This window comes from Zhongshania aquatica (genome assembly GCF_027257955.1).
In the GTDB taxonomy this organism is placed as follows: domain Bacteria; phylum Pseudomonadota; class Gammaproteobacteria; order Pseudomonadales; family Spongiibacteraceae; genus Spongiibacter; species Spongiibacter aquatica.
Genome location: NZ_JANZNQ010000074.1, coordinates 1 through 2,054, shown reverse-complemented (window position 1 = coordinate 2,054; position 2,054 = coordinate 1). Strand labels below are relative to the sequence as shown.

Below are 2,054 nucleotides of genomic sequence, written 5' to 3'. Positions count from 1 at the left end.
ACTAGGTTTTGCCACTGTTCTGGGCGGCGGTGTTTTCTCATGGGGGTAACCTCAACTTGGAAAATATGAGGTTACTTTAGGGAAAAATTGTACGCGAGGGCAGGACGTCTTGGAATGACCGCTTACGTAGCCGCTTTTTGCGCCTCTACAAATTTGCGACGGGCATGAGCCCAGCAACCAAGGTGGGTGAGCCCTTCTTGGCGTCCTGTCGCGTGATAGCCCGCATAGTCATCCGTTTGTAGATACCCGCTAAAGCCGTCCAGTAGGCCTGCGGCAATACTACCGGCTCGGCTATCCGCATAATCAAACAACACAATGGAACGGTCAGGCCCGCCACTGCGCCTAACCCACATATACGATTGGCTACTGGGCGGCTTATCCGGTTCTTTTAGTACCTGGAGCGGGGTTTCATCACACTGGATGATCTTGCCTCGCCGTATTTCTCTATCCAGCTCGGCAATAAGCGGAGAGATCAGGTCGCTACAACGCATCATCCAATTTGCCAGTGTGTTACGCGGGATATCAACATCCATCCGCTTGAAGATGTTTTCTTGGCGGTGCAGCGGTAGTGCATCTTGGTATTTGGCAGTCGCGATGTACGCAAGTAAACCCGCACTGGCATTGCTCTTTGGAATTGGCTGCGGCGGCAGCGCCGCTGTACGTACGGTCGACTCACAAGCTTTACAGGCGTACTTTTGACGGGCGTGCTGTAAGACTTGAACGGTCGCGGGAATGATGTCGAGCTGCTCGCTAATATCTTCACCGATGCGGGTTAACGCACAACCGCAGTCGCAGATTTTGTCGCTATCAGCTAGGTCGTGCTCAATGCGAACGCGCGGCAAATCCTCGGGCAACGGTTTGCGACCACGGGACTTGCGGCGTTCGTATTGGATGGTGTCGGTTTCGACGACAGCGGTGTTGTCTGCGTCAAAGGCATCATCCATCTCAGCATCGTTTTCTAAACTAACGTCAGTCGCTTCGACCTCGTTGAACAGCTCTGCTTGATCATCCGATTTCTCACTGCTAGCACCAAAGCGTTTGTGCTTAAGTAAACGCACCTGTTCTTCCAACAAGGAGATGCGTTTATCTTTTTCATTGAGGCTGCGATCCTTCTCAAGCAGCAAGGCTTTGAGGCTAGGAACGTCATCAGAAGAAGGGATTTGAGGGCGGATCGTCATGCCGCGTATTATACCAAAACACCTCAGCTGATCGAATCAAAATACAGCGTTTCATGCGGTTTATTTCGCCAAATATCCAAACCGTCAAGCAAGCAATTTAGTTCGCGGCCATCGCGCTGCTCGTAATCAAAGTCAGACTGCCGTGGCCATTTGAAGCGCTGCTTTTCCAAGCGCTTATACCACACCACAAAACCGTTTCGCTCCCAGTACAACAGCTTGATTTTATCTCGGCCGCGATTGCAAAAAACAAACAGCACCTCGGTCATGGGTGACAAGGCCAGCTCGTTTTCCACCAGCGCGGCTAGACCATTAATCGACTTACGCATATCCACTGGCGCCATGTACAAATAGACCTCAACAGACTCATTGGGGCGCAGCATTACTATAACTCTCGCAGTGAGCGCAACACCGCCGGCAGCACGGAGGACAAATCACTTGCAGACACCTCCATACGAATGCCCAGAGGTAAACTCAATACCACCCGAGAGGAGGTTGATACACCACCAATCTTCAGCAATTTGGTCGACGGCTCGGCAGACCGATGCAAGCGCTTGCGCCAATACACAAAGTTGTGGAGTTTGATGTCTTGCTGTTTACAATATTGTGTTTGGGATAGGCCGCTGCCCCTCCATGCTTCTGTGTGGGCTAGCCAGTATTGAGTTTTATCGATTGGGCTCATGGGAATCTCCGCAGTTAAAAACGGCAGAGTAGCTCCTAGGCTGCGAAGATATTAGATGGGGTTTATTGAGCGTGTATGGACTCCTCCTCATTTGCAAGCATTGTGCTCGATTGCGTCAAGGTACGACTGCCTACGTGTATCCGGTCTCGTTAATGATGCCGCCACTTAGGCATCGGACCCTGATGGGCTATTCGCAC

At 51.5% G+C, this 2,054-nt stretch carries 3 protein-coding genes; all 3 read right to left on the bottom strand.

The features are described from left to right. Positions 1 to 122: 122 nt before the first annotated feature. From tnpC to tnpA, 3 genes are read right to left on the bottom strand one after another with little or no spacing between them, the layout of a single operon-like run. Entirely contained in the window at positions 123 to 1,178 is a 1,056-nt protein-coding gene (tnpC, locus tag O9X78_RS20635; protein WP_269621573.1) for an IS66 family transposase, read from the bottom strand. Positions 1,179 to 1,201: 23 nt separating this feature from the next. After that, positions 1,202 to 1,558, bottom strand: coding sequence for an IS66 family insertion sequence element accessory protein TnpB (gene tnpB / locus O9X78_RS20630; RefSeq protein WP_269621571.1), 357 nt, complete (start codon positions 1,556 to 1,558; stop codon positions 1,202 to 1,204). A gap of 2 nt (positions 1,559 to 1,560) precedes the next feature. After that, complete coding sequence (tnpA, locus tag O9X78_RS20625; RefSeq protein WP_269621570.1) at positions 1,561 to 1,857, bottom strand: IS66 family insertion sequence element accessory protein TnpA; 297 nt, start codon at positions 1,855 to 1,857, stop codon at positions 1,561 to 1,563. Between the last annotated feature and the right edge of the window lie 197 nt (positions 1,858 to 2,054).